The sequence below is a fragment of the Rhodococcus sp. A14 genome (assembly GCF_011603105.1).
GTDB lineage: Bacteria > Actinomycetota > Actinomycetes > Mycobacteriales > Mycobacteriaceae > Rhodococcus_F > Rhodococcus_F opacus.
On record NZ_JAAOQS010000006.1, the window covers coordinates 76,765 to 103,760 of the forward strand.

At 64.8% G+C, this 26,996-nt stretch carries 20 protein-coding genes and 2 pseudogenes; 8 read left to right on the forward strand and 14 right to left on the reverse strand.

The window, feature by feature from the left end; translation table 11 throughout:
* Positions 1-10: 10 nt before the first annotated feature.
* Positions 11-1,032: pseudogene (locus tag G9373_RS05395) on the forward strand (IS481 family transposase).
* A 632-nt stretch (positions 1,033-1,664) separates the two neighbouring features.
* Here the strand turns inward: G9373_RS05395 and G9373_RS05400 are convergent.
* From G9373_RS05400 to G9373_RS05440, 9 genes are all read right to left on the reverse strand, one after another.
* Positions 1,665-2,684 (reverse strand): dihydrodipicolinate synthase family protein, encoded by a 1,020-nt coding sequence (locus G9373_RS05400; RefSeq protein ID WP_167114256.1) that lies wholly within the window; start codon positions 2,682-2,684, stop codon positions 1,665-1,667.
* Positions 2,685-2,750: 66 nt separating this feature from the next.
* On the reverse strand, positions 2,751-4,235 hold the full coding sequence (locus G9373_RS05405; protein WP_167114259.1) for an NAD-dependent succinate-semialdehyde dehydrogenase: 1,485 nt from the start codon (positions 4,233-4,235) through the stop codon (positions 2,751-2,753).
* Positions 4,236-4,245: 10 nt separating this feature from the next.
* Positions 4,246-5,226: an ornithine cyclodeaminase family protein gene (locus G9373_RS05410; protein WP_167114262.1), complete on the reverse strand. Its 981-nt coding sequence runs from the start codon at positions 5,224-5,226 to the stop codon at positions 4,246-4,248.
* Between the two features lie 243 nt (positions 5,227-5,469).
* A complete protein-coding gene (locus G9373_RS05415) occupies positions 5,470-6,663 on the reverse strand; it encodes a thiolase family protein (RefSeq protein ID WP_167114265.1) in 1,194 nt (397 codons plus the stop codon).
* A gap of 175 nt (positions 6,664-6,838) precedes the next feature.
* Positions 6,839-7,858, reverse strand: coding sequence for a fumarylacetoacetate hydrolase family protein (locus G9373_RS05420; RefSeq protein WP_167114268.1), 1,020 nt, complete (start codon positions 7,856-7,858; stop codon positions 6,839-6,841).
* Between the two features lie 71 nt (positions 7,859-7,929).
* Positions 7,930-9,207 carry an MFS transporter gene (locus G9373_RS05425; protein WP_167114271.1) on the reverse strand — a complete coding sequence of 426 codons (1,278 nt, stop codon included), beginning with the start codon at positions 9,205-9,207 and terminating at the stop codon, positions 7,930-7,932.
* Between the two features lie 457 nt (positions 9,208-9,664).
* Entirely contained in the window at positions 9,665-10,906 is a 1,242-nt protein-coding gene (locus G9373_RS05430) for an FAD-dependent oxidoreductase (RefSeq protein ID WP_167114273.1), read from the reverse strand.
* Position 10,907: 1 nt separating this feature from the next.
* On the reverse strand, positions 10,908-11,234 hold the full coding sequence (locus G9373_RS05435; protein WP_164060992.1) for a 2Fe-2S iron-sulfur cluster-binding protein: 327 nt from the start codon (positions 11,232-11,234) through the stop codon (positions 10,908-10,910).
* An 18-nt stretch (positions 11,235-11,252) separates the two neighbouring features.
* Positions 11,253-12,551, reverse strand: a complete 1,299-nt coding sequence (locus G9373_RS05440; protein ID WP_240960371.1) for a cytochrome P450 — start codon at positions 12,549-12,551, stop codon at positions 11,253-11,255.
* Between the two features lie 122 nt (positions 12,552-12,673).
* Here G9373_RS05440 and G9373_RS05445 point away from each other — a divergent pair, with 122 nt between their 5' ends.
* Positions 12,674-13,639, forward strand: a complete 966-nt coding sequence (locus G9373_RS05445; RefSeq protein WP_167114277.1) for a LysR substrate-binding domain-containing protein — start codon at positions 12,674-12,676, stop codon at positions 13,637-13,639.
* A 259-nt stretch (positions 13,640-13,898) separates the two neighbouring features.
* Here the strand turns inward: G9373_RS05445 and G9373_RS05450 are convergent, their stop codons facing one another.
* Entirely contained in the window at positions 13,899-14,798 is a 900-nt protein-coding gene (locus G9373_RS05450; RefSeq protein ID WP_166680756.1) for an ABC transporter substrate-binding protein, read from the reverse strand.
* Between the two features lie 130 nt (positions 14,799-14,928).
* On the opposite strand from G9373_RS05450, the gene G9373_RS45850 reads away from it, so the two are divergent.
* From G9373_RS45850 to G9373_RS05460, 3 genes and pseudogenes are all read left to right on the forward strand, one after another.
* Positions 14,929-16,449: a bifunctional 3-(3-hydroxy-phenyl)propionate/3-hydroxycinnamic acid hydroxylase gene (locus tag G9373_RS45850; protein WP_206031597.1), complete on the forward strand. Its 1,521-nt coding sequence runs from the start codon at positions 14,929-14,931 to the stop codon at positions 16,447-16,449.
* Positions 16,450-16,498: 49 nt separating this feature from the next.
* A complete protein-coding gene (locus G9373_RS05455) occupies positions 16,499-17,437 on the forward strand; it encodes a VOC family protein (protein ID WP_206031626.1) in 939 nt (312 codons plus the stop codon).
* A 1,356-nt stretch (positions 17,438-18,793) separates the two neighbouring features.
* Positions 18,794-19,603: pseudogene (locus G9373_RS05460) on the forward strand (IS481 family transposase); the annotation flags it as partial.
* On the opposite strand, the gene G9373_RS05465 reads toward G9373_RS05460, so the two are convergent.
* Genes G9373_RS05465 through G9373_RS05480 form a run of 4 tightly spaced genes read right to left on the reverse strand, consistent with a single transcriptional unit; the run spans position 19,600 to position 23,577 of the window.
* Entirely contained in the window at positions 19,600-20,553 is a 954-nt protein-coding gene (locus G9373_RS05465) for a fumarylacetoacetate hydrolase family protein (RefSeq protein WP_206031598.1), read from the reverse strand. The pseudogene G9373_RS05460 and the gene G9373_RS05465 sit on opposite strands and share 4 nt — an antisense overlap.
* A 2-nt stretch (positions 20,554-20,555) precedes the next feature.
* Positions 20,556-20,999: a hotdog fold thioesterase gene (locus G9373_RS05470; protein ID WP_167114286.1), complete on the reverse strand. Its 444-nt coding sequence runs from the start codon at positions 20,997-20,999 to the stop codon at positions 20,556-20,558.
* The gene (locus G9373_RS05475) at positions 20,996-22,975 is read right to left on the reverse strand and encodes an acetoacetate--CoA ligase (RefSeq protein WP_206031599.1); all 1,980 of its coding nucleotides are present in this window, start codon (positions 22,973-22,975) and stop codon (positions 20,996-20,998) included. The genes G9373_RS05470 and G9373_RS05475 overlap by 4 nt, the downstream gene beginning before the upstream one ends.
* On the reverse strand, positions 22,972-23,577 hold the full coding sequence (locus G9373_RS05480) for a cupin domain-containing protein (RefSeq protein WP_143548761.1): 606 nt from the start codon (positions 23,575-23,577) through the stop codon (positions 22,972-22,974). The genes G9373_RS05475 and G9373_RS05480 overlap by 4 nt, the downstream gene beginning before the upstream one ends.
* Before the next feature lie 230 nt (positions 23,578-23,807).
* Here G9373_RS05480 and G9373_RS05485 point away from each other — a divergent pair, with 230 nt between their 5' ends.
* The 3 genes from G9373_RS05485 to G9373_RS05495 are packed head-to-tail and all read left to right on the forward strand — an operon-like array spanning position 23,808 to position 26,968.
* The gene (locus tag G9373_RS05485) at positions 23,808-24,473 is read left to right on the forward strand and encodes a TetR/AcrR family transcriptional regulator (protein WP_167114289.1); all 666 of its coding nucleotides are present in this window, start codon (positions 23,808-23,810) and stop codon (positions 24,471-24,473) included.
* A gap of 19 nt (positions 24,474-24,492) precedes the next feature.
* A complete protein-coding gene (locus tag G9373_RS05490; protein ID WP_167114292.1) occupies positions 24,493-24,639 on the forward strand; it encodes a hypothetical protein in 147 nt (48 codons plus the stop codon).
* A gap of 10 nt (positions 24,640-24,649) precedes the next feature.
* Positions 24,650-26,968, forward strand: a complete 2,319-nt coding sequence (locus G9373_RS05495) for a LuxR C-terminal-related transcriptional regulator (RefSeq protein WP_167114295.1) — start codon at positions 24,650-24,652, stop codon at positions 26,966-26,968.
* Positions 26,969-26,996: the final 28 nt, after the last annotated feature.

Consider the following 26,996-nt stretch of genomic DNA (forward strand, 5'->3'; position numbering starts at 1 on the left):
CGATTACGGCATCACCAGGGTCGGTGCTGACGCGGAGCACCTCGATGATGCCGGTCATCGCCGCCGACTCGTCGAACGTTGCCAGACCCGTCCCATCGCCCACGTCGCTGCCGAGATGGGCATCTCCCGCGCCTGCGCCAGCAAATGGGTAACCCGCTTCCGCGAGTTCGGGGAACTGGGACTGCTGGATCGCCCGAGCGTGCCCCACCACCAACCAACCGACCGCCACCCCCACCTCGGTGGTGGCACGGATCGAGAAGCTGCGCCGCGACAAGAAATGGTCCGCCCGCCGCACCGCCCACGAACTGAGCAGTGATGGCACCACGATAGCCGTGCGCACCATCAGCCGACACCTGGCCCTCCTCGGATTGAACCGGCGCAAGTTCCTCGACCCCACCGGTGAGAGCAACCGTGAACCAAGGCGAATCGTCGCCCGCTGGCCGGGGCTTATGGTGCACGTGGACGCGGGTGAAGGTCGGGCGGATACCGGAAGGGCGGTGGCTGGCGTGCCAACGGCAAGCGCTCTGACCAGGCGAAGGCCGTCGAACGCGCCAAGGCTGCCGGAGCCCGCGCCGGCTACGTGTACCTGTACTCCGCCGTCGACGGGTTCTCCCGCCTTGCCTACACCGAGGCTTTGACCGATGAGAAAGCCTCCACGGCAATCGGATTCATGCATCGAGCCCGGGTGTTCTTCGCTGCACACTTCCGTCGGCCACATCAATCGGATCGTCACCGACAACGGCTCATGCTACCGCGCGAAAGACTTCGCCAATGTCCTGCACGGCGCGCGCCACCGGCGAATCAACCCATACACCCCACGGCACAATGGCAAGGTCGAGCGCTACAACTTCGATCCTGTCCGAGGAATTCCTCTACGCCCGAACCTGGACCAGCGAGCAGCAGCGCTCACGAGCTCTCGAAGTGTGGAACGTGCACTACGACTACCATCGACCTCACACTGCCGCCTGAAACCGGCCACCCGCGAGCAAGTTCCACGCCGGTGTCACCAACGTTATGGCCTCATCCAGCTAGAGGACTCTTGTTATGCGCTCGCGGCAAGGGCCAGCCACCGTGCATTGGCTCGTGCGATGGCACAATTCGTAAGGATTTGTTGGATCGATGTCGCGCGGCGGGGTGCGATCAGACTGACGCACGCAATCGCAGCATGAAGGACATGCAACGGCATTTCGACTACTCCTAGGTCTGTGGCGAGATCCCAAGTCGGTACATCGACTACTCCGTGAATGCCGACGGCCCGCGTCCCGAGGCTGGCTACAGGTCAGAATGCTGCTCGCCAGCCTCTATGAAACCTTCAACAACAAGGGTTCTGAAGCACGCGAAACCCACATCAGTGTGATTCGGGTGTCAACGATCTGGAACTGAGGGTGTTCGCTTCGATCCCCTTCCGGGGACCTCTGGCGTTGATAAGCTGACCGGACCGAAAGGTCGTCCGTGGATAGTGGGTCAGAGGTTGGAATATAACTGGTCGGTCAAGTAGCAGCTTTCGAGCGATGACGTCGCCGACCAGGGCGGTGACGTCATCGCCTTCGACACTCAGTTCACGCACCCAGGCCAACAATTCGATCGACGGTGCTCCGCCGGAGTACCGCACCAACGTCGATCGAGGAATCTACCGGAGCCACTTCCCTCTACTGGTTCCGCGGTCAGGCGGGGTTGCGGCCGATGAAGAACTCTCGGAACGGATCCATACTCGGCTCCAGTCCGGCGTCGATCAAGCCCTTGCGCAGCGCGGCCATCTGGTGGTCATGGATGCGCTGGGTGGGTTGCCGCAGCGGGCCGCCGTTGTAGCCCTGCAACCACCCCTGAAACTTCCACGCCTGGCGGTTGAGGAACGACCCGCCGTGCATTCCGTTGAATAGTCCGGCTTTGACCTTGCGCGCAGGATGCAACTGCCAGTAGATCTCGGTGGCGTCATCGTATTTGCCGTCGCGCAGCAGCTGCATCACACGCGGAATCATGGGTCCGAAGTATTCGTGATCGCTGGTGGCCGAGAGCTGGATGGGAATGACTTGCGAGAGCGGGATCAGTTCGCCTTCGATGGGGATCGAGATGACGATCTCCTCACCGAAGAGGCGATGGCATTCGATCGCGCTCTGGATGCTCGGGAAGCCGCCTTCGGCTTTTACCACCGCGAGATTGGGGATCTCGTCGATCATGCGGCGAATGATGCGGGTGGGGATATCGGACGGATGAATGCGGCCGCTGAAGCCCCAGATCACCATCGGGAACAGGATGATACCCAGGTTCGTCGCGTCGGCGACGGCCTTGGTGTAGTCGAAGATCTCCTGCTCGGACTCCGGGTAGAAGTTCGGCGGGTAGGACAGCAGCACTAGATCGGCGCCGGCCTCCTCTGCGCCCCGGACGGCTTCGATGTTCTGCTCCAGATCGTTCCAGCTCGCGTGGTGGACGATGTAGAAGTCATCGCCGGCCTCGTCCTTGGAAATCCGCAAGAAGTCCAGGTATTCCGGCAGGGTGATGCTGATTTCCGAGATACCGAGACTGCCAATGAAACCGTGTTCCTTGGCGAGGCGGATATCGTGGCGAATGCCTTTTTCGTTGATGCGGCGGAGGTCGTTCGTGAACGATGGAATTGTGCAGTTGACGGCGCCGACGAGCTTCTCGCGGGCCCATTCCCGGGCTTCGGAGCGTGTGTAAACAGCCATGACGGGCGTTCCTTCCGATTTTCGATCAATTGATTTCGATGTGTTGGGCCGGTTGAACGGCTCCGGTCAGTTCGCGCCGCTGCCCGCCCACGCGAGGTACTTCATCTCCATGTACTCGTCGATGCCGTAGATCGACCCTTCCCGCCCCAGGCCGGACTGCTTGATGCCGCCGAAGGGCGCGGTTTCGTTGGAGATCAGGCCGGAGTTGATTCCGACCATGCCAGCTTCGAGGGCCGCCGCCACACGCCAGATTCTCTCGGCGTATCGACTGAAAACATAGGCGGCCAAGCCGAATTCGGTGTCGTTTGCCTGCCGGATCGCATCCGCCTCGTCGGTGAACGGGATCAGAGGGGTGATCGGGCCGAAGGTCTCTTCGCGGGTGACCTTCATACCGGCGGCGACATCGGCCAACACCGTCGGCTGGTAGAACTGCCCGCCCCGGTCATGTCGCGCACCACCGCACACCACACGTGCGCCGTGGGCGACGGCGTCGGCCACATGTTCTTCGACTTTGGTGACAGCAGACTGGTCGATCAGCGGGCCCAGCATGACGCCCGGCTCGAAACCGTCGCCGACCGGAAGGCCGGAGACCCGGTTGGCCAGCTCCGCGGTGAACCGCTCGTAGATGCCGGTTTGCACATATACCCGATTGGCGCTGATGCACGCCTGACCGGTGTTGCGGTACTTCGCGGCGAGCACACCCGATACGGCGACCTCGAGATCCGCGTCGTCGAAGACGAGTACCGGCGCGTTCCCTCCGAGTTCCATCGATGCCTTCTTTACCGTCGCCGCCGACTGCTGCAGCAGCAGCCGCCCGACCTCCGTCGACCCGGTGAAACTCACCTTCCCCACCAACGGGTTTCCGGTGAGTTCCGCGCCGACCTCCCCCGCCTTGCCGAGCACCACGCTGAACACACCCGCCGGCACCCCGGCACGAGTGGCCAGCTCCGCGAGAGCCAGGGCGGTGAGCGGTGTTTGCCCAGCAGGCTTGACGACCATCGTGCAACCCGCGGCCAGCGCAGGAGCAACCTTGCGAGTGATCATCGCTGCGGGAAAGTTCCACGGCGTGATCGCGGCGCACACCCCGATCGGCTCCTTGAGCACCAGGACGCGGTTCGCGGGATCGGGTGCCGGGAAGACATCGCCGCGCACACGTTTAGCCTCTTCGGCGAACCATTCGATGAACGATGCTGCATATGCGATTTCACCGCGCGCCTCGGTTACCGGCTTGCCCTCCTCGAGGACGATCAACCGCGCCAGATCCTCGGCGTGCTCGTTGACGAGGTCGAACCAGCGCCGGAGGATCTGGGCGCGTTGCTTGGCGGACCGGGCCCGCCAGCCGGGCAGGGCGCGGTGTGCTGCGTCGATGGCCGCGGCGACCTGCGGACGGCTCAGCGAGGGCAGGTCGGCCAGCTGTTCACCGGTCGACGGGTTGGCGATGGTGAAACGCCCGGATTCACCGTTTTCAATCCACTGTCCGTCGATATAGGCCGCAGTGCGGAACAGGGTGTGGTCCGCGAGCGTTCGGCTCTCGGTGGCAGCAGTGCTCATGGTGCGTCCTTTACTTGTGAACCGGTGGGATGCGGATGGGCAGTTCGGATCCGAGCCCGGACGTGCGGGCGGCGTCCGCGCACATAGCGGCGACGGCCAAGTCCTGAACGGCGGAGCCGACGGACTTGTACACGACGATCTGTTCGGTGGTCGTGCGCCCAGGGTGCCTTCCGGACACGAGGTCGGACAGCGCCGCGATCCGGTCGGTGACGTCGATGCCCGCCTGCGTCGCGGCGATGAGATCGCCACTGTCGTGCAGTACTTCTTCCAGGACGTCGGCGATGACGACGTCGGCGCGTGCGATCACCTCCGGATCGACCTCGCGCTGCTCCCGCACGGTCGATCCGATCGAGACGACGGTCATTCCCGGTTCGAGCCACGCGCCCAGCAAGATCGGCGATTCGTTATAAGATCGCGCCGCGCAGATCACCACGGATGCGCCCGAAACCGCTGCCTGAGGTGACTCGGCGGCGATGATCGACGTGTCCAGATCGGCGAGTTCGTCGGCGAAGCGCGCCCGGCTCTCCGCTCGCGGGCTGTACACACGCACGGCTTCGAGCTTGCGCACCGCCGCGAGGGCGCGAACATGTTTCTTCGCCTCGAAACCCGAACCGATGACCGCAACCGTGACCGGTCCGGGTGCGGCCAGCAGGTCGACCGCCAGCGCCGATGTGGCCGCGGTGCGGTAGCCGGTGATCGAATTGCCGTCGAGCAGCGCCACCAGTTCCGCGGACTCCTGATCGAACAGGGAGATGAGGTACGAGAACTTGCGCACGCCGATCGCGCCGGCGATGGTCTTTACGCCCATCAACCCGCCGCTGCCCGGCGCGCCGCTCATCGACCGCAGGAACGAGGTGCCGCCGCGCGCAATGGTCCGGGCCGGGAATCGAGCATCGTCGGGAGCCGCCCGATAGGCGTCACGCAACGCGGCGATGGCCGGCGTCCAGTCGAAGGCCGATTGCACCGCGGCGTCGTCCAGCAGGAGTGTCAATCTTCTCCCCTTCCTTTCCAGAAGGTTGCGATACTATACGGATCGTATCGTATTGGGTTGTGGGTTTCTAGCCCCAGACTCACCACCGTCGGCTGACGACCGGAGAGCCCAGGGTCATCCACCCATCGAGGCGTAACTAGGAAGCACTGGGCTTCGGTGCCGACTTCCGGCGGGCGGAGGTGTCCGTGGTAGCGGACAGCCCTGCCGGGGATCGGACGGTGCGGGACTGGTCCTCCGCCCCGGTCAGATGCGTTCGATAATGGTGGCGTTGGCCATGCCCGCGCCCTCGCACATGGTCTGCAGGCCGTAGCGTCCGCCGGTGGCCTCGAGGTTGTTGACCAGCGTGCTCAGCAGGCGGGTGCCCGAAGAGCCGAGCGCGTGCCCGAGCGCGATGGCGCCGCCCCACGGGTTGAGCTTGGCCGGGTCGGCCCCGAATTCGTGCGCCCACGCCAGCGGCACCGGCGCGAACGCCTCGTTGACCTCGTAGGCGTCGATGTCGTCGATGCTCAGCCCCGACTTCGCGAGGATCTTCTTGGTCGCCGGGATCGGCGCGGTGAGCATGAAGACCGGGTCGTCACCGGCAACGGCGAACGAATGGAACCGGGCCCGCGGCGTCAGTCCCAGCTTCGACGCCATCTCCTCGCTCATGATCAGCGCCGCGGACGCGCCGTCGGTCAGCGGCGACGAGTTGCCCGGGGTGATGTGCCACTGCGCCTCGGGGAACCGGGCCGCGTACTTCTCGGAGTAGAACGACGACTTCAGCCCGGACAGTCCCTCGGCGGTGGTGGAGGCGCGCACGGTCTCGTCGGCGGTGTGGGTCACCGTCTCACCGGCGGCGTTGGTGACCGAGATCGGGACGATCTCCTTGTCGAACAGACCCTTCGACAAGGCGTCGGCGGCCCGCTGATGCGACTGCGCGGAGAACGCGTCGAGGGTGTCCCGGTCGAACTTCCACTTGGCGGCGATCAGTTCGGCGGAGATGCCCTGGTTGACCAGGCCCTCGGGGTAGCGGGCGGCGATGCCCGGACCGGACGCGTCCTGACCGATGGTCGTCGTGCCCATCGGAACGCGGGACATCGACTCCACACCGCACGCGATCACGATGTCGTAGGCGCCGGCGATCACACCCTGCGCGGCGAAGTGCGCCGCCTGCTGGCTCGACCCGCACTGGCGGTCGACGGTGGTGGCCGGAACCGAATCCGGGAAGCCGGCCGACAGCACCGCCGTCCGGGAGATGTTGAGGGCCTGCTCGCCGGCCTGACCGACGCAGCCGCCGATGACGTCGTCGACCTGTGCGGGGTCGATGCCGTTGCGTTCGACGATGCTCCGGAGCACGTGCGCCAGCAGTTCGACCGGGTGCGTGCCGGACAGCGCGCCACCCGGCTTGCCCTTACCGGAGGCGAGGCGAACAGTGTCCACGATGACAGCGTTCGTCATGGAATTCCTTTCGCGCCGTTCACTTGTATTTGGTGACGGCGTGGGGTCTCGGACAGACATGCATCCTGATTGAGTGTGGGGCTTGCCGGAGGCCGAGGGGCTCGCAAGAGTCCGGCGGGAGGTGCCGCGCTCCCTGCCAGCACCCCGGCCTCCGGCTCGGCACCGCGTACGTCGTTCAGTTGACGTCCTGGACCTCGAAGGGATACGGCCGCGGCTCAGGCCACCACGGGGCCTTTTCGCGGGTCTTACTGATAGGTGACCGCAATGTGCCAACGGATTCGAGTTCGAGTTCGACGACGTCGCCGGGTGAGAGCGTCTTGCCGAGTTCGAGTCCAGACCCGAATCCCAGAGTGCCGGAACCGATCAGGTCGCCCGGCTGGAGGTAATCGGCGATCGAGACGTACGCGACCAACTCGGCGGGTGTGTACACCATGTCCCCTGCCACACAGGTGGACCAGGTCTCGCCGTTGACCCTCACGGAGCCGGTCAATCCTTCGATGGATGAGACCTCGTCCATGGTGGTGATCCATGGGCCGATGCCGTAGGCGAAGTCCTTGCATTTCTGCGGGCCCATGCCGATCGCCATCTCGGCGCCCTGCACGTCGCGCGCACTGAAGTCGTTGAAGATGGTGATGCCGAAGAGGTGATCGAGCGCATCGTCCGGCGTCAGATTGCGTCCGCGCCGGCCGACGACGTAGCCGATCTCGAGCTCGTAGTCGAATGCGTCTGTGAAGTCCGGGTAGGGAATTTCTTCGTTGTGCCCGTACACCGTTGCGGTCGAGCCCTTGAAGTATCCCGGAATCTTGTAGATGTTGGGATTGGGCAGCGCGTGCGTGACCTTCTCACTGAAATTGATGATGTGCTGACTGAAGGTCAGCCCATCCCGAATGACCGGGGAATCGACCGCCGCACACCACTGGACCTCGAGTAACGGCAGTGATGCGTCGTCCGCGGTCTCGAGGGCATCGTGCGCAGCATCCAGAAAGACATCGCCGCCACCGATGGCAGCGGCCATGCTGGACGGAAAGATGGAGCGGGCGATCTTCGACGCGCGCTCCGGTTCCGCACCAGAGCGTTGCAGCGTCAGCGCGTATGCCTGCGCCAGGTCGATCACCCGTTCGGAGTCGGGCTGCACCGCGACGATTCGTGCGCGCGGACCGTCAGGGGTCGGTCGCACCACCCTGCCTAGCTTCATTTTGGCCTCCTAGTTTATCCCTGGGAATTCTATACGATACGTCTCGAACCGCAATGGGTTTTTGACTTCATCTACAACGCCGTTTCGGCGGGCTGCGGGAGGGCGTAGGCCGGCGACGTCCGCGGAGGGGGTGCCGGCAGTGTGGCGAAGGCGAAGGCACAGATGGTGGCCAAGGCTCCGCACAGGATGAGTGCTGCCGAGTACGCACCGTGGGCATCGAACAATATCCCGATGAGCAACGGTGAGACTCCTGCCGCGATCACGAAACCCGTGTACATCCAGGAATACGCGCGGGCGTATCCCGCGAGTGCGAAGTAACGAGCGGTGAAGAAGCCGATCATGTCGATCTCTCCGCCGATGGCCAGTCCCAACGCGATTGCAGCGAGTGGAGCGAAAGCGGCGCCTCCGACGATCAGGAAGGCTGTGCCGACAGCGCTCGAGGCGCACACCCCTGCGGCAACCAGGCCCGGGCGGAAGCGATCGAGCAGAAAACCCACCACGATCCGACTGCCGATGACTGCGAAGCCGATCAGGGACGCCAAGGTCGCGGTCTGCGACGGCTCCACATCCATCGTCCGCAGCATCGGAACGAAATGTGTCAGCAAACCCACGAAGGCGAATGACATCATGAAAAACGTGCTCAACAATCTCCAGAAGGTCCAATCCCGACGAATCGCGGCGAAAGACGCGCGGGCACGCGCAGGCGCAGGCGCATCGAGCTCGACACGCTCGGTAGAGTGGCCGTCCTGTCCCCCATTGGCCGTTGCCGAGGGCTCTTTCAAAAAGGCGAGCACGGGAGCGATGCCGCTCGCCGCGATCGCGGCGAGCACGAGGAACCCCGCCCGCCAGCCGTGCTCGGCAATGACGCTGTTGACGACGAGCGGAACGACGGCCGCCGCGACACCGATTCCGGTCATCGCGAGTCCGAGGGCGAACCCGCGCGACTTGACGAACCACAGGCTTACCGTTCGCGTGAATCCGACCGGGCCGGATGCGCTGGCGAGGAAGCCGAGCGCGAACATGACCGCGAGGAAGGCGGGAACGGTGTCGACTATCGTCGCGAGGGCCAGATAGCCGGACGCGAAGGACAGTTGCCCGAAGACAATGACCCGTCTCGTTCCAAAGCGGTCGATCGCGCGCCCCGTGCACACGGTTCCCGCTGCGACCCCCGCACTGACCACCAGCAAGCCGAGACCGTAAGAGGTCTTGCTCAGTCCGATGGCGTGTTCGAGGTCGGCCGTGAACAAACCGATCGTGTACAACAGCAATCCGGAGATACCGACCGCCGACCCGAAAGCGGCGATGACGATACTTGGCCATCCGCGACGGATCTCTTCATTACACACCATGGGTACACACCTTCGACAGGGAGGAAATCGAGCGAGACGAGCGAGGATCGCTTCGTGTAATCGGCGTCACATCGCCTGGGGCTATCTCAGCCCATCCCGCGGAGTTCGTAAATTTCAAGCAACCGTGGAACTTCCACGGTGAAACGGAAGAAGCTGCCCCCAAGGGATGCGGAGGAATACGTCGAACCACCGTGCTCCCCCGCAGGGTGCCGACCTTCGGATAGCACTCCTGCTCCGGCGGTGCCGTTCGTTGTCCCTCCGTAGGCGTTCCGCCAGCCAGAGAGAGCTGCCGAAGGTTCAGGTGCGGATCCGCCGAAGGCACAGGTGCGGCGTGACTGTCCCGGATGACACTTGGAAGGGGTTGTCGCAGTTGAATTTCAGCACTCCGGTGCGCATGGCGTTGCGCGGGTGCGGCACGCGGGCGTGTGCCAGTCGAGCGGGGTGGTGCAGGGACTGTTCAGCCCATGGAGATCGCGGCGGATCGAGCTGGGGAGAGCGATTTGAGATCGAAGCCGGCCCGGGTCAGGTCGGCGAGGCTGGGCCGTTGGGGCGCCGATAGCGCTTTGCGGGCGGCCAGGTGCACGGCGGGCTGGTTCACCGATTCGACGGCGACGAGAATGTCGTCGCGGAAGCAGAAGGTGGAGAATTTTCCGGTGCCGGGGTCGGTGGGGAGCACGGTGCGGTCGATAGGTCCGCCGGCGCCGGCGATCTGGACCTTGCAGGCACCCTGGTGGCTCCAGAACCAGGGTAGATCCCGGTATGTGGTGGGGGTCCCGGTGAGTGTGGCCGCCAGGGCCCGGGCCTGGTCGACCGCGTTCTGCACCGATTCCCGCCGAACCCTGGTCCCGGCGTGTGTGCAGGGAAAGCTGACGCAGTCGCCGATCGCCCAGATGTGCTCGTCGCTGGTGCGTAGGAATTCGTCGACGTGGATGCCGTTGTCGATCCGCAGGTTTGCGGAGGCGGCCAGATCAGTCTGAGGGTCGGCGCCGATACCGATGACCACGAGGTCGGCGGGGAATCGGCGGCCGTCGTGGCCGACGACGGCGGAGACACGTCCGTGGGCGTGTTCGATCGCCGACACCTGCACGTCGAATTGAAAGTCGATACCCGCGGCGCGGTGAGTGACGGTGAGCTGGTCGGTGGTGGCATAGGTCAGGGCGCGGGCGAGTGGCCGGGGACCGCATTCGACGACGGTGACGTCGATGCTGCGCCGGGCCGCTGCGGCGGCGAATTCGAGTCCGATGAAACCGGCGCCGATGACGACGGCGGCCGTCGCGCGGTCGAGGTCGTCGTGCAGGAGGGCGGCGTCGGCGGCTGTCCGCAGGTAGTGCACCCCGGGTCCCTGTGCGCTGGGAAGGGTGAGGCGTCGGTTGCGGGAGCCGGCGGCCAAAACGAGATCGTCGTAGTGCATCCGGGTGCCGTCTGCGCACCCGATGGTGCGGGTGCGCGGGTCGATTCCAGTGACAGCGGTGCCGCGCCGCAGGTCGATCTCGTGATCGTGATAGAACTCGGCGCCACGCAGCGGCAACGGTTGCGGATCGCCTTCGGCGAGGTAGTCCTTCGACAGCGGGGGGCGTTGGTAGGGCAGTTCCGATTCGGCGCTGAGCAACGTGATCGGGCGATCGTGGCCGCGGGTTCGCAGGGAGTCGGCGAGCTGGATCCCGGCATGGCCCGCGCCGATGATGACCGTCGCGCTCATGTCAGATCTGGCTTTCCGGGAGATCGACCTCGAGACCGTCGAGGGTGGTGGTGACGAGGATCTGGCAACCCAGACGGGACCGCTGCGGGTCGCGGGCGGTGGCGGTGCAGTCGAGCATCTCGTCCTCGTCCTCGCCGACGTCGGGTAGATCCGTCAGATGCGCGGATCGGATGTAGACATGGCAGGTGGCGCACATGGCCTGTCCGCCGCATTCGCCGACAATGCCGGGGATCGAGTTGGTGACCGCGGCGCGCATCAGGGATGTGCCGTCGGGGACGTCGAGGACATCGCTGCGCCCGTCGGGCTGGTGGAAGGTGACTTTTGACATGGCGGTCTCTCTCTTTTCTCAGTTGTCCCAGGTGACCGGAAGATCGGTCAGTCCTCGGAACACCCATCCGTCCCATCGGGTTTCGCGGGTGATATCGATGCGCAGGTCGGGGAAGCGCTCGTAGAGCAGGGGCACCGCGATCTCGCCGACGGCGCTCTTGGCCGCCCAGTGGCCGGCGCATAGATGTACCCCGCTGCCGAACGCTAGGTGCGGGCGGCGTGGGCGGGAAATGTCGAACACCGCGGGATCGGCGTCGAAGTAGCGTTCGTCGCGATTGGCGGAGCCAACCACCACACCGATGGCCGCACCGGCGGGAAGGCGCACCCCCCCGAGCACCACCGGGCGGGTGGTCTGACGGGGGTACATGCCGATCGGCGACAGCCAACGCACGGTCTCGTCGAACACCGCCGGCCACAGCGACCGGTCCTCGGACACCCGCCGCTGCTGGTCCGGATGCCTCGACAGCGCCCACACCATGTTGGTGATCATGTGCTGCGGCTCGTTCATTCCCCCGGTGATGGTCAGCTTGACGTTCGCGGCCACCGCCTGCCGAGGCAGTCCGCTGCCGACCAGTGCCGAGGTCATCGACTCATTCGGATGCTTCTCGTAGAAGGGAATCAAGACATCGAGCAGGGCGTCGACCTCGGTGCGGGCCTGCTCGCAACGGACCCAGATGTCCGGATCGTCGAGCAGGTTGCCGGTGCCGGCGATGAAAGCATGAGACCACCGCCGCATGTCCTCGACATCGACATCCGGCAGCCCCAGCAGATCGACCAGGTTCTGCGACGCCACCGGCGCTGCGTAGTCCCGGTTCAGTTCGGCAGCCCCAGGACCGGCATCGGCAAGGACGTCCAGGTAGGTACGCGCGTTGCGGGTGAACACCTCGGACCATACGGACTTGACCATCTTCGGACGCAAGGTGGGATTGATCGTCGATCGTTCGGACGCATGGTCGGGATCGTCCTTGCGCAGCATCGGATGCCCACCCAGCGCTCGCAGCATGGTCGCGCCGCTGCCCCCGACATCGGCGGTGTAGATCTGCTGGTCGCACTCGATCTCGTGGCATTCGTGGTAGCTGGTGACCAGGTACTTGTTCACGGCCGGGACCCACGCCACCGGCGCCTCGTGGCGAAGACGCCGGTACGTCGGGTACGGGTCGGCGGCAAGTTCACCGGGTGCCACCCAGTCGACTTCGGGTGCCGGGGGAAAGTCAGCCGGGCCGACGGTACCTCTCAGCGGAAGTGCGCTCTCGCCGGCGGAAGCCGGGGCGTGGGTCACCGGACAGGACATTGGCCGCGTGGCTGCCGTGTCGGTCATGTCGTTCTCCATCTTGTGCGTGTTGTGCACCACATTGGGGTTGAGACTTAGTTCACATCACCGAGTACTTCTCGTAAAGTGAATAAAAATGGCAAATATCTTCAGTTGAACGGAAGTTTCACATGGGTCAGCTCACCGTCCGCCAGCTCGAGTTGTTTTCCGCCCTCCCGCGATATGGGACGTTGTCGGAGGCTGCGGCGGCGTTGCACATATCCGAATCAGGTCTGTCACAGTCGGTTTCGGAGGTAGAGCGAATCGTCGGGGAGCAACTGTGCGTGCGCCGCAAGGCGAAGGGTTTGCAGCTGACGCCGGCGGGACAGTACTTCGCCCATCGTGCGCGTCATCTCGTCGACGAAGTGTCCTCCCTCGTCGGTGATCTCGCTGCCACGCGTGGGGAGATCACCGGCCCCATCCGGGTCGGCTGCTATGTAGGGTTCGCCGCCACGGTGCTGCCGCCGGTGCTCGCGCACTTCGCCGGCGCACACCCGAAGGCCAAGGTCGGGGTCCGGGTCGGTGGGGACGACGAGCTGCTGCCGTCACTGGCCGACGGCACCTTGGACTTCGCGGTTCTGTACGACATGTTTCTACCCTCGGACCTCAACAAGCGGGTGGTGTACGAGACCGAGGTCATGGCCGTGCTGCCGGCCGACCATCGACTCGCCGACCGGATCAGCGTGGCCTTGCACGAGCTCGCCGAGGAACCTCTCGTTCTGCTCGACTCGGCGCCGAGCACGGCCAACACCCATCGAATCTTCGCCGAGCAGGGGGTACAACCCACTGTCGGCACCGCCGTTCCCACAATCGATCTCGTCCGGGCTCTGGTGGGGCGAGGAGTCGGATACGGCCTGCTCATGTCCCGTCCCAACTCTCCCGACACCACCTCCGAAGGACGACCCCTGGTGACGCGACCGCTCACCCCTCGTGCCGGCCGCACCAGCGTGGTCGCGACCTGGCCCCGGCACATGACCCTCAGCCCGCGGGCACAGGTCTTCCTCGATCATCTCGTGCACAGCTTGTCCCGGGCCGGGGAGTCATCGCATCAACACTCCGATGCGCCCGACCTGATGTCGGCGAAAGTCACTCCGTGAACCCGTCTCTCGTATACCCACTCCCCCGTCAGACGTGCTGCGCAGACCGCCGACATCTCTCGGACACGTGGACGCGGGTTCGCGCCAGTTTCGGTTCGGTGGCACCTGCAGCGTTCCCGGTGCGCCCCGGTGAATCGCAGAGTGCCACTGGCGCGCGCCGACCCAGCGCACACACGCCGCCGCGATCTGCGCTCGAGGGCCGGCCATTTTCTGCTTGCCTCGGCGGCGTCCATTCGACCGGTGTCCCGGATTCGGACCGTCAGAGCGGTTCGCAGCCGTCCTCGCGGTTGTGTATCGGCACGAGCCCGGCGGCCTGCAGCGGGCGGAGGTCGATCAGATCACCGGCCTCCGGTGCACCCTGGACGATCATGCCGAGGTCATCGCGCAGCTGGGCGAGCGCCCGAATGCCGATACCGGAGGGGGCCAGGGTCTGCGGCACCGCGGCGAGAGCAGAGGCGACCGCAGCCTGTCCGAACCCCGTGGCGAGCAGTTCTTGCTCGACCTCGGATGCCGCCGCCTGTTGCATCCACCGGTGGGCCGCGGCCAAAGCTCGGAGATACCGGACAATTTCGTCCATTTTTCCCGAGAGGACCTTTCGGGTGGACACGATTCCGAGGCCGGGGTAGGACGGCACCAGTTCCGCTATCCGCATGGCAACGGTCATCCCCTGATCGCGGCCGATCTCGTCCAGCGGCGGCGCCAGGAGAGTCACGTCCGCCGTGTTGGCGATCAGTGACTCGAACCGTTCGCGCACGCCACCCACCTCGACGACCTCGTACTGGTCTTTCGTCCGGCCGAGCCGCGCCATCATCGAGTACGCGACGATGGCGAAGCCGTTCGTAGGGGCGTCGACCGCCAGACGAATCACGTCGAGACCATCGGTCGATAGCAATTTGGGCCGAAGCGTCAAGGCAAGATCGGTGGTCGTTTCGATCTGTGCTATCACCGCGATGTCCGAACCCGTTGCATTCCAGGCGAACAGGTTGTCTGTCGCGGTGATGCCGACATCCGCTCGGCCTTCGTCGAGTTCCCGGCGCTGTTCGTGGGAGGACCCCACCAATTTTGTCTCCACATCGACGCCCGCTGCGGCGAACAGCCCCCGATGCTGCGCCACCGCCACGACCGGGGGGACGACGAACACCGACTGCTGCACCGTCATCGACTGTGCCTCCGTGTGAGTTGTTTCGAAGCCCTCGTACATATCGCAACAGAAAGTGATTGTGATCCACATCGCATGGGGTTAGAGTACGGAAATCGATACGAGACGTCTAGTACAGCAAGGAGCTCACGTGTCTTGGGATTACGAAGTGGTGGTCGTCGGCGGCGGCCCCGTGGGGGTGGCCGCCCTCGCTCTTCTCGGCCAGGCCGGGATCTCAGCGATCGGGATCGAACGCGAAAGTAGCATGTGGCCACAGGCTCGGGCGGTGCACTTCGATGGAGAGACCCTTCGCGCATTTCAAGCCCTCGGCCTGGGCGAACAGGCGATGGCTCGATGTAAGCCGATGACGGACTTCCGCATGGAGAATGAAGCACGCGAGACGCTGTTCTCACATCCAACGGGGAAACTCGGAATACAGGCATGGCATGACGACGTCATGTTCCATCAGCCCGACATTGAGGTACTGCTGCGCAGCGAGGTGGACCGCCAGGCCGGCGTGTCACTTCGCTCGGGGAGCACCTTGACCGATCTGGAGCACATTGCCGACGGGGTTCGCTGTGTGGTCACAGACGCCGAGGGCTCTACGGAGACCCTCACCGCGCGATGGGTCATCGCAGCTGATGGGGCTACCTCGACGGTGCGGCGACTGCTCGATGTCCGGACCGAAAGCCTCGGTAGCGATGATCCGTGGCTGGTCGTTGACGGATTACTGGACGGGGAGCCCGACATCAGTGGCGACATGGTGTTCCTCGGTCATTACAGTCGGCCGGCACTGTGGGTTCGCCTTCCCGGCAAGCGGGTCCGGATGGAGTTCAAGGTCATGCCGGACGATGATCCCCAGGAGATCACCACCGCGGCCGCCATCGAGCGCATCAGCCACGGCGTTCTGCCGACGGACCGATTCACGCCGGACCGGGCCGCGATCTATACCTTCCGCGCACGGGTTGCCGAGCGGTGGCGTGCGGGCAATGTGTTCCTCGCCGGGGACGCCGCCCATCAGGCTCCGCCACTGTTCGGCCAGGGACTGTGCGCCGGCATGCGCGATGTCGCCAACCTGATCTGGAAGCTGAGTCTGGTCTCGCGGGGTCTCGCCGACGTGGACCTGCTCGACACCTACGAGAGCGAGCGGCGTCCGCACGCCCATTACTGGGTGGAGCAGGCGGCGACGATGGCAGGCATTCTGCAGACCACGGACCGCAAGACCGCCGAACATCGCGACGCCTACGTGCGCGCGAACCCCGGTGCATCTGCACCCCCGTCGCCGGCGCTCGGTCCCGGCTTGCATACCGCCGAACTCAACGACAGTGCGGGCCGACTTTCCCTGCAGCCCCGGCTGTCCGACGGAACACGCTTCGACGATCTGGTCGGCGTCCGGTTCCTCGTGGCAGCACCCGAGGACATGATCGCCGGGTTGTCACCACAGCTTCAGGGGGCGCTCACCGGTGATGGCGAGACCGTGGTGCTCACCGACCCGGAGACGTTCTCCGACCTGCTCGCCTCGGTGAATGGCAAGGCCGTGGTCCTGCGCCCGGACCGGTACGTGCTCGGTGTCGCCGACACGTGTGAGGAGCTCGGGCTACTGCTCGAACTCGTCCCCACCCTCAAAGCGGCGCTCGCCCCCGCCGTCCAGGCCGCGCCCCTGCCACAGTGACGAGCCCTTGCCCGTCACTGCCCTGAACTGGTACCCGAAGGAGATTTCCGTGTCATTCAGTCCGATCACCCACCTACGTCACGTCGACATAGCGGTCCCCGAATACGACAAGCAGGTCGCGTTCTACGGCAACAACTGGGGCCTGACCGATGTCGGCGGCGAAAGCAATTTGACGTACTTCGCGGCCGAAGGCTCGCCTGAGCAGTACATCGTGCGTGTCAGACGCGCCGACGAGAAGCGACTCGATCTCGTGTCCTTCGGCGCAGCAGACCGCAAATCCGTCGATCAGCTCGCCGACCGCCTCGCCGGTGCGAACGTCACGCTGATCAGCGAACCCGACATCCTGCAGACGCCCGGCGGAGGCTACGGATTCCGGTTCTTCGACCTCGAAGGTCGCGTCCTCGAAGTTTCCGCCGACGTCGAGACCCGCACACACCGCAAGATCGAGGAACGTGAAGCCATTCCCGTGCGACTGTCGCACGTGGTACTCAACTCGCCTGAGCCCGAGAAGATGTTGGCCTGGTACGTGAAGCACCTCGACTTGCGTCTCTCCGACACCCTCGTCCATCCCCACATGGGTGGGCTCATGTGGTTCCTGCGCTGTGGACCGCAGCATCACAGTATGGCGATCGCCCGGTGCCCCCATACCGCGCTCAATCACGTGTCGTTCGAGATGCGTGGGCTCGACGAATACATGCGCGGTAGCGGACGGCTCATTCGAGCCGAGGTCCCGAAGATCTGGGGACCGGGCCGACACCGCGCCGGCGACAACACCTTCACCTACTTCCACGATCCCAACGGCAACACGATGGAGTACACCACCGAACTCGAACTTCTCGACGAGGACACCTGGCACCCGAGCCTGTACGACACCAGCGAACCGGAGACCTCCGATGAGTGGGGCACCGCCGACTCAATGAACGAATGGATCAGCAAGCAGATGTTCAACGATCCGGACAAGGGCCTGTTCCAGTCACCCCCGGTATAGGGGCCTCGCGTACCGACACCGCAGCCCGGGCTACCCGGGCACCCGCAAGGAGCCCTCCGGTCGCGTTCGCACCCCACGGTGACGACAGATGCGACCGGAGGGCCTCCGTCGGATTTCAGGCCCACCAATGCGGCGTACACACCGATCGCTCCGAAATTCGTCGCACCGAAGAGAACATCAGCAGTCACGACTGCCACAGACGTCACCGGAAGAATTTATGACAGACTCCGCCCGGGCCTTGTTCGTCCGAGCGAAGGGCTCTTCCAGCCACCGAGTATCAACGGCCTCGAGATCGCCAACCGCATCGTCAGGGTCCGATGGCGGTCCTGCAGCAGCACAAGGGCGGACGTCCGAGCAGACAAACGATTGCGTTCCTCACCGAGCGCGCCACCGGCGTCGGCGCATCGTCGGAGGGTCAGCGGCGACGTCACAAGGAGTTGACGAGGCACCGTTCCAGCCACTGCTCCGTTTCGACTCCGACAATCTCATCCCCGACCTGGAGCGGCTCACCGCCGCCGTGCACTCCCACGGGACCGCGATTTTCTCCCAAGTCTTCGCCGGATTCGGGCGGATGGGAAGCCCGACAAGGATTGGCCGATTCTCACCGCAAGCCCGAAGAACGTTCATGACCGAGGACCGCCTCCCACCGGGAACCTCACCGGCGGGAGGCGGGGCAGTCGGCGATGTCCCGCTGTTCCTCAGCAGCACAACCGATCCGCAGACGGGTGCCGACGCGATCGCATCCGGCCACGGAGATGCTCTGATGCTTGCCCGGCAACTCCTCGCCGATCCCGACTATGCCAACAAGGTGCGCGACGGAAGAATCGACAAGATTGTCATGGTGCGACCACCAAAACTCCTGCCTGCGGCGGCTGATCGACGTTCCCGTCCGCTGCCACCAGAACCTCCGCATGGGTAGGGAAGGGCGTGAGCCGGGTGTGCGGTCCCCGCTCCCCCGCATCGTGAAACGCCCCGCGGAAGACGCTCTGATCTGGTTGACCGGTTCAGAGCCGGTCATGGCTTGGCGAGCAAGCTCGCCTCCAAGAATGAGTCCGCGGGGTCAACGATGGGATTCACACCTCCGGTCCTACACCGTCGGTGAGTGAGATCGTATGTACGAGAATGAGTGCGGGCTTGCTGGTCGAGCGAGCCCGCACCCATTTGCATACGTCAACCCGCAGCGGTGAGGCGATCAACAGCGTGGCGTACATGGAAAACGGCCGTCCGGACGCGTTCGCATTCGAGCTGACGAACCTCATAATTTTTAATGTCCACGTTTTCGTAGCCAACGCAAGCACCCGGCCTCTCCAGCAGGCAGCTTCCGCGGCGACTAGGTGTACTGATCCAACGTTGGTGACGTCACGACCACATCGCAGCCCGAACCAAACCCGACGCGCACCGAGTGGCGCATCATCAAAGTCCGCGTCATCCGCCGCTGGGGTCCGGCCCGGATCGCGTATCTGCTGGGTTTGAATGTTTCGACAGTGCACAAGGTCCTGAGCCGCTACGGGTTGGCTCGACTGCGGTGGCTCGACCGCCCGACCGGACGGGTGATCCGTCGCATGCACTCACCGCACTGCGGCGATCTCGTTCATGTCGATGTCAAGAAACTGGGCAAGATCCCCGCCGGCGGCGGATGGCGGAAGGTCGGTCGCTCGGCAGGCAGCCGCAATGCCCAAGCCGACAAAAGCAGCGGCGAGTTCGACAAGTACCACCGTCCGGTCCGCGGCTACCACTTCCTGCACACCGCGATCGACGCACACTCACGGTTGGCCTACTCCGAACTGTTAGGCGACGAACGCAAAGCCACCGCCGCCGCGTTCTGGCTACGCGCCAACGCATGGTTCACCGAGCACGGCATCACGGTCGAAAAAGTGTTGACCGACAACGGTTCCTGCTGATCACACGCGTTCCGAGACGCACTAGGTGAGATCAAGCATCGCCGAACCCGCCCCTACCGACCCCAAACCAACGGCAAAGTCGAACGCTTCCACCGCACCCCGGCACGACGAATGGGCCTACGCCCGCCTCTACACCAGCGACCGCGAACGCTGCGACGAGTTCCCGCGATGGCTGCACACCTACAATCACCACCGCGGCCACACCGCACTCGGCGGCCAACCACCCGCCACCCGCGAACCCAACCTCTCAGGTCAGTACAACTAGGCGTCGATACAGCGGGTGCGTTGCATGCCCAGACCATCGATCTCGCATTCGAGGACGTCCCCCTGGCGGAGGTACCGGCCCCAGTGCGAGCCGTTGCCGGGCGGGGATCCGGTGATCACCATGTCTCCGGGCTCGAGCTCGACGAAGCGCGAGATGTAGGAGATCAGTTCCGCGGGGCCGAAGACCATGTCGCCCGTGGTGCTGTCCTGCATCGTGTCACCGTTGAGGCGAAGCCGGATACCCAGGTTCAGTGGGTCCGGCACGAAAGCTGCCGGAACGAGCCACGGGCCGGTCGGGTAGAACGTCGGGAAGTTCTTCGCCCGCATCCAGTCCGTTCCCATCATCGCAATATCCCTGCGCGGAACCAGGCTTCGTGTGGTGAGGTCATTGCAGATCGTGTAGCCGGCGACGTAGTCGAGTGCGTCGGCCACCGTGACGTTGTGAGCACGACGACCGATGACCACGCCGAGCTCGAGTTCCCAGTCGTGGTCGGACCATCCGGTAGGAAGAAGGATGTCGTCGTAGGCGCCGCTGATCGCCGAGGGGACACCGGTCCACACATACGGTTCGCCGTGCGCTTTGCGCTCGTCGATGTCGTGGCCGGCCTCCTCGGCGAGCTCCTCGTCCGTCAGTCCGGCGGTGCCCAGCTTGTGCGCTACCGCCATCTGGATGATGTGCTCGCGATAGTTCGCTCCGGCCCCGTAGATCTGGCCCGGCCGGGTCACCGGCGGCAGCGTTCGCAGTTCCGATGCGGGTGTTCCGGGCGTAGTGGGTGAGACCGCGGCCTCGGCCAGTGTCTTGAACGCGGAGTCCCAGTCCTCGAGTAGCGCGGCGGTCGAGTCATAGGCTGTGAATGCACTGATGCCGTACACGTCGTCGTCGACTACCAGTCCGGGGAATGGGCCGTTGCCGGCGTCGAAGGTCCCCAGTGTGAATCGTTTCTGGTCCATCCTCATCTCTCTTCCGATTGGTCGGCGGTTCGGTTGCCGACCGCACTGTCCGGGCGGCGCAGGACTGCCCCCCGGCCGCGGTATTCCGCGACGACACGGGGGCCGCTGCGGACGGTGACGTCGACCAGGGAGTGCCGACCGGTGTGGTGCCGGACGATTGCCTCGGCCACCAATTCCTCTCCGACGTGTGCCGGGGTGTAGTACTCGATCGACGCACCGGCGGTGGCTGTTCCGGGTGTGCGGCTGTTGGCGGCACACGCGAAGGCGCTGTCGGCGAGGACATAGATCACCCCGCCGTGGGCGATGCGGTGGCCGTTCGCCACGGACTCATCGATCACCATGTGCAGTACCGCCCGCCCCTCCCCCGCCGAGAGCACCTTGATTCCGAATTCGGCCAGGCTCGAATCCTGCGCCAGCAGCCTGCGGACCGGCTCGGTGATCGTCATGGCACGCTCACCTGTCGCTGTCGTATCGTGCGGTCACGGATCTCGATCAGCACCTGCGCATCGTCGACCGAACCCGGGTCGACCACCTGGTCCACGGAGTGCCCGAGCAGAATCCGCTTGACCGGAACCTCGAGCTTCTTGCCCGTGCGGGTGTGCGGAATCCGCGAGACAGCAATTATGTCGTCGGGGACGTACCGTGGTGACAGCGCCGCACGAATCGCGTTGCGGATGGCCGTGATCGCGGCTTCGGGATCGGTTCCGGTGTGCAACTGCACGAACAGCGGCATGTAGTAGCCGTCGGTCTCCTCGACACCCACCACGAGTGCCTCCTCGACCTCCGGCAACGCCTCGACCACCCGGTACAGGTCCGCTGGGCCCATCCGGATGCCGTTGCGGTTCAGTGTCGAATCCGATCGTCCGACGATGACCGAGCTGCGATCGGTATCGAATTCGACCAGGTCTCCGTGGCGCCACACACCGGCGTACGTCGAGAAGTAACTCTCGCGGTAGCGCGAGCCGTCGGGGTCGTTCCAGAAGTACAGCGGCATCGACGGCATCGGGCTGGTGATCACCAGCTCGCCGGGTTGGCCGACCACCGGGTGGCCGGCGGTGTCCCATGCTGCGGCGGCAACCCCGAGCGCAGGCGGCTGGAGGCGTCCCAGACGCACCGGTTCGGTCGGCGCGCCGCCGAGGAAGATTCCGGCGATGTCGGTGCCCCCGCTGACCGATGCCAGCCACACCGGCCCGACGGCGTCGTAGACCCACCGGAATGCGTCCGGTGCCAGGGGGGAGCCGGTGACCTGGATCATTCGGAGCGCGGAGAGGTCGTGGTCGGTTCCTGGGCGCAGCTGAGCGCGCATACTGGCGTGTGTGTAGGCAGCGCCGAGGCCGAGCATCGACACCTTGTTCTCGGCAGCGACTCGCCAGACCCGGTCGATGTCGGGATGGGCGGGGTTGCCGTCGAGGAGAACGATGGTGGCCCCGCGCAGAAGCCCAGAGACGAGCATGTTCCACACCACCCAACTGGTGGTGCCGACGACGAACAGCTTGTCTCCGGGGCGAAGGTCGGCGTGCAGGGTCAGGGTTTTCAGGTGCTCGAGGACGACGCCGCCGTGTCCATGGACGATCCCCTTCGGGATGCCAGTGGTGCCCGAGGAGAACAGCACCCACAGGGGATGGTCGAACGGTAGTTGGTCGGCTTCCCATTCGTGCTCGGCGGCCACGACGTCCTGCCAGGAGTGCGTACGCATCGACGTGGCCGGAACACCCGCAGCGGTATCGACCCAGACGATTTCGCGCAGGCTCGGCAGTTGAGCGACGATGTCGGCAAGGACGTCACTGCGATCGAGACGGCGGCCACCGTAGGTGTAACCGCTCGCCGCGATCAGCACGACGGGTTCGAGTTGCTGCAGCCGCGAAACGATGGCGCCGACACCGAACTCGGGCGCGACGATCGACCACACCGCCCCGACCGAGGCTGCGGCGAGAAACCCGACCACCGCTTCGGTGCGGTTGGGCAGGATTGCAACCACGCGGTCGCCGTGCTGGACCCTGGATTGTCGCAGGAACGCGGCGAGGGCGCCGACTTGCCGGCGGAGCTCGTGCCATGTGGTCGTCGTTGTCGTACCGTCCTCGTCGATGGCCACAATGGCCTCGTCGGCGTTGTCGTGGTCGGCGAGCGCATACGAGGCGTAGTTGACCGTCGTTCCCGGGAACCATCGCCCGCCGGGCATCGTGTCGGGCACGACAGGTTCGCCGTCCGGGGTGTCGACGACGATGCCGATGTAGTCGGCGAACGCGCGCCAGAACGCATTCGGGTCGGTGACCGACCAGTGCCACAGTGCGTGGTAGTCGTCGATCGTGCCCGGCGTCACGAGACCCGATGTGGTCAGCCAGGTGACGAATCTGGTGAATTCACTGCCCTCTGTGCGGGCCTGATCGGGGCACCACAGAACCTCCCCCGGTGTTTCTGTCACGACGACTGCCCCGCCAATTCGCTCTGGGTGTCGTCGGTCGATACCGGCAAGGCGCCGAACAGAAGGAACGCCACCCGGCAGTTCTCGTCGGTTCGGTTGGACCAGGCATGCGCGGTGCCGCGCTGGACGATCACGTCACCGGCCTCGAGCCGGCACTCGCCCTCATCGAGAAGTAGCCAGATCTCGCCCTCGATTACGACGGCGAAGTCGATCGAGTCGGTCTTGTGGAACCAGAAGTGGCGGTTGCCGCTGTGGGTCGCTTCCTCTCGCGCGTGGTCGCCGCCGATGTCGGAGAATAGCTGGTCCTTCCCGGCCTTTTCGTACACGCTGTCGGGTGGGAAGTCGGCGACGCGGAAGATCGTGCCACCCAGTTCCGGGTACATCGGGATCTCGGCGTCGACGGAAGCTGGGTCGAGGCGGCCGTCGTTGGACACCGGTCCCGGTTCGGTGGCCCACACCTGCGCGGCGCCGAATCCGGGAACCGTCGGTGACCTGAAAATGTTGGGGGCCTTGCCGTCGGCAAGGACGTATGACCGGCCCTGCTCGTCGACCGCCGTCACCACCCGACGAATAGAGGCGGTTCGCGCCTGAGGCTGATTCATTGTGTGCTGCCTTTCTGAAATCAGTTCACTGCCTGAGTGGCGAATGGGTACGGCTTTTCCTCGGGAGCCACGACGCGACCTCCCGTTCTCCGATGGGGTACGCAGGATTCGATTCCGTCGAGTTGCGTCCCGGCTCGCGTCGACGATCGAGCTCGAGACCGACCGTTTCCGAGGGTTCCGGTTCAACCACTCCTTCCAATTCAATTCGATACGTACCGTACAGCACTGTGGTGTCCATCACCAGCGCCAGTGCAAACCACCACCACGAGGCCAAGGCCCGGGTAGTTGCGATCCGAGACGGACCGGATAGCATTTCGGGCATGGCCGTACGGAGTGAAGCAAGCCGCAAGGCGGTCCTGCAGGCAACCATGGAGTTGCTCAACGACACCCCACCTGGGCCGGTGTCGCTGCAGAAGCTGTCCATCGAAGGCATCGCCAAGCATGCCGGTGTCAGCAAGATGACGATCTATCGGTGGTGGCCCAGCAAGACGGCTGTAGTCATCGATTCCTTCCTCGACAACCACGTGGCGCAGACCCCGATCCACGACGAGGGTCCAGCTATCGATGCACTGCGGGCACATCTGGCGTCACTCGCACGCGTCTACAGTGGGCCGGAGGGGCGACTGATCGCGCAGCTCATCGCAGAGTGCCAGCATGATCCGGCAACCCTCGAGGAGTTCAAGCAACGGTTCTGGAAAGGACGCGCCGACGCCGCAAGGCTTTTGATCGAGCGCGCCGTCGCCGAAGGTGCCGTGCGGGATGACATCGACCCTGATGTCGTCGCCGAAATGCTCTACGCTCCAATTTACTTCCGACTTCTGTTCCAGACCGGGGACCTGGACGAGGAGGCCACCGATGCCATGGTCGACGCCGCCCTGAAAGGCATCGGCAGGTAGGAGGAGGCGCAAACATTCCGTGGCCTCGTTCTTTGGCGAAACCGTGTGGGAGCAGGACGACGTTCGGCACCCAATGCGGCACCCCCTTGCAGGCCTGAAGGCCACCGATCTGGCGCTGTCCGCGCTCGACTACGCCCTGCTCACTGCGCTGTCGGCGCTGGAGTAAAATGCCCGAGATGGGTAGGCAAGTCTCGCGGGCTCGAGCACTGACGCCACCAGCGGCGGAATTGTTCGGGCGCCAGCGCGAGCTGGCGAGCGCACGTGAACTTTTTGCTTCTACCCGCCTCGTTACACTCACCGGACCCGGGGGCGTGGGCAAGACCGCTCTGTCTGCGGCGTTGTCCGCCAAGCTCGACCGGGCATTCCGAGACGGCGTATGGTTCGTCGAGCTGGGCGCGCAACGCAGTTCAGACACTGTAGCCGAAGCCGTGGTGACACAAATCGGCCTGAGCGCACCGGCCAGCGTGGATGCCGAAGAACAGCTCCGGCGGCATGTGGCCGATCGCTCAATGCTGTTGATACTGGACAATTGCGAGCACGTCCTTCCCGGATGCCGGCGATTGGTGTCCGCGCTCCTCGCCGCCTCCGCCGAGCTGCGAGTATTGGCTACCAGCAGAGAGCCATTAGGAATCCGAGGCGAGCGTGTAGTCGCCGTTCGCCCGCTGGAAATCCCCCCGAATCATCGCGGCCTCACCGCCGACGAACTTTGCGAGTATCCGGCCGCGGCCATGCTGAAAGCCCGGGCCAAGGCGGTCAACGATCAATTCGAGATCACCGACCGGACTGCGGCGGAGATCGCACAGCTGTGCACCTATCTGGACGGAATGCCGCTGGCTATCGAGCTCGCTGCTATGCGGCTGCGATCGCTGTCGGTGCACGAGCTGCTGACTCACATTGACGACCGATTCGCACTGTTGACCTCGGGTGACCCCACCGCCGCGCCGCACCACCGGTCTTTGGATGCCCTGGTGCGGTGGAGCTATGACCTATGCTCCTCCACCGAACAGCTGCTCTGGGAGAGAATGGCCGTGTTCAGCGGCAGCGTCGATCTTCCCACGATCCGCGCCGTGTGCGGGCTCCCTCCACTGCAAGGAACCAAACTGTTCGACGCGCTCGATGGCTTGGTATCCAAGTCGATTGTTCTCACCGAGACGACGCACGGCGACATGCGCTATCGGTTCTTGGAAACTCTGCGCGAGTTCGGGCGAGCCCAAGCCGGGGCCGGCGAAGACTACGGTCGCGTCCGGCGTGCCCACACGGAGTATTACCGAACGTGGGCGAGCAGAGCCGCCGAGAACTTCTTCGGCCCGCGCCAACTCGATATGGTCCAGCGGTGGGAGTCTGACCTCACCGACCTCGAGTTAGCCTTTGACCATCTCCTCCACGCGGCTCCGGGCTCTCATGGCGCCCTGGAGCTCGCTGCGGACCTCCGCTTCTTCTGGATGAATGGCCATCTCCGTGAGGGTCGCCGCTGGCTGGAGCGTGCCCTTGCCAACGATATGACCGTCTGCGCCGAGCGTGGCAATGCCCTGTGGGCAGCGGGGTGGATTGAGGCGCTGCACGGCGAAACGCATACTGCCCGGGAGCTTCTTGACGAAGCGGACACGATCGCCCGGAAGATCGGTGATCCGCGAATTGCTGCGCGGGCCGCGACGTGGACAGGATTGGCCGCGTTGATCACCGGGGATTTCGAGGTTAGCCGCTCATCTCTGGAAATGGCTTACACCGCCCACCTCGAGCACGCGGATGCCGAGGGTCTGCTGATGACCTTGTTCCTGCTCGGATTCGTCAGGAGCATATCCGGAGATCATGTAGGTGCCACGGACGCCGGCCGGGAAGCCGTCGAACGAAGCGAACGTCTGGGCGATACTTGGGGCCGCTCCTATTCGCTGTGGATGTTGGGATTCGACGCGTGGACGCGTCAGGACCTCGATGTCGCTGAGGAGTACGCCGAGCAGAGCCTCACATTGCGATGGGACTATCACGATGACTTCGGCAGTGCAGTCGTCCTCGATCTGATGGCAGGCATCGCGCTGGACGACGGCGATCCCAAGAAGGCGGCGAAGATGTTGGGCGTCGTCGCTGAACTGCTGGCCATTGTCGATACTGCGGTACCGGGCATGCTTGGCTCGCGCTATCAGGCGATCAAATCCGCCGTCCAGGATCGGCTCGGGGACGACCTGTTCGCCCGCCATCACGACATCGGTCGGCGACTGGACCGCGGTCAGCGGATGCGCTTGGCGCTGGGGTCGGTCGCCGCCGTCCCATCGGACCCGACGGACACGGTGGCTGCGGCTGGCTTGCTGACGCCGCGGGAAACGGAGGTAGCGGCGCTGTTGGCGGAGGGTCTCAGCAATCGTGCCATTGCCGGCAAGCTGGTGCTCTCTCCGCGCACAGTCGAGGTTCATGTCGAGCACATTTTGGCCAAGCTTAGCGTCAAATCACGCACTGAGGCCGGTCTGTGGGCAGCCGCCGCCCTCGGCAAGAAGGCGTGACGCGCGTCCCCGGATCGGTGTCCCATGT

Coding starts and splice junctions, on each gene's coding strand:
- G9373_RS05400 (WP_167114256.1), bottom strand. CDS start 2,684: ATGGCTGTTTACACACGCTCCGAAGCCCGGGAATGGGCCCGCGAGAAG.
- G9373_RS05405 (WP_167114259.1), bottom strand. CDS start 4,235: ATGAGCACTGCTGCCACCGAGAGCCGAACGCTCGCGGACCACACCCTG.
- G9373_RS05415 (WP_167114265.1), bottom strand. CDS start 6,663: ATGACGAACGCTGTCATCGTGGACACTGTTCGCCTCGCCTCCGGTAAG.
- G9373_RS05420 (WP_167114268.1), bottom strand. CDS start 7,858: ATGAAGCTAGGCAGGGTGGTGCGACCGACCCCTGACGGTCCGCGCGCA.
- G9373_RS05425 (WP_167114271.1), bottom strand. CDS start 9,207: ATGGTGTGTAATGAAGAGATCCGTCGCGGATGGCCAAGTATCGTCATC.
- G9373_RS05430 (WP_167114273.1), bottom strand. CDS start 10,906: ATGAGCGCGACGGTCATCATCGGCGCGGGCCATGCCGGGATCCAGCTC.
- G9373_RS05435 (WP_164060992.1), bottom strand. CDS start 11,234: ATGTCAAAAGTCACCTTCCACCAGCCCGACGGGCGCAGCGATGTCCTC.
- G9373_RS05440 (WP_240960371.1), bottom strand. CDS start 12,551: ATGACCGACACGGCAGCCACGCGGCCAATGTCCTGTCCGGTGACCCAC.
- G9373_RS05445 (WP_167114277.1), top strand. CDS start 12,674: ATGGGTCAGCTCACCGTCCGCCAGCTCGAGTTGTTTTCCGCCCTCCCG.
- G9373_RS05450 (WP_166680756.1), bottom strand. CDS start 14,798: ATGACGGTGCAGCAGTCGGTGTTCGTCGTCCCCCCGGTCGTGGCGGTG.
- G9373_RS05465 (WP_206031598.1), bottom strand. CDS start 20,553: ATGGACCAGAAACGATTCACACTGGGGACCTTCGACGCCGGCAACGGC.
- G9373_RS05470 (WP_167114286.1), bottom strand. CDS start 20,999: ATGACGATCACCGAGCCGGTCCGCAGGCTGCTGGCGCAGGATTCGAGC.
- G9373_RS05480 (WP_143548761.1), bottom strand. CDS start 23,577: ATGAATCAGCCTCAGGCGCGAACCGCCTCTATTCGTCGGGTGGTGACG.
- G9373_RS05495 (WP_167114295.1), top strand. CDS start 24,650: ATGGGTAGGCAAGTCTCGCGGGCTCGAGCACTGACGCCACCAGCGGCG.